The 381-nt window shown below is 59.6% G+C and carries 1 pseudogene; it reads left to right on the forward strand.

Annotation, left to right across the window (positions count from 1 at the left end):
- Positions 1-381, forward strand: a pseudogene (locus B3F77_RS03095) (transposase); the annotation flags it as partial.

Here is a 381-nt window from a genome sequence, read left to right on the forward strand (position 1 = left end):
GAAAGCGCCACTGGCTCAGTCAACTGTTGGACCCAACCCCACTGATCGGGGGAAAAAATGGGAGCCAGCGCCATTTGCTGGTGGACGGTCGTGGCGTCCCGTTGTCGCTCGTCGTGACCGGAGCCAATCGGCATGATGTTTCGCAGTTGGGGGCTGTGCTCGATTCCATCGTCGTCCAGAGACCCAGTCCACCCATCAGGCGGCACAAACATTTGTGTGCCGACGCAGGCTACACCGGTGCACCTGCGCTGGCGGTCATTGAGGCGCATGGCTATATCCCTCATGTCAAGGGCCGTGGGCAAGAGGCCAGTGAACTTAAGCGCGACCCAGAGAAGAAGGCAAGACGCTGGGTTGTCGAAGTCGCGCACAGTTGGTTCAATC

Origin of the sequence: Polaromonas sp. UBA4122 (genome assembly GCA_002381615.1) — a bacterium.
Classification (GTDB): domain Bacteria; phylum Pseudomonadota; class Gammaproteobacteria; order Burkholderiales; family Burkholderiaceae_C; genus Polaromonas.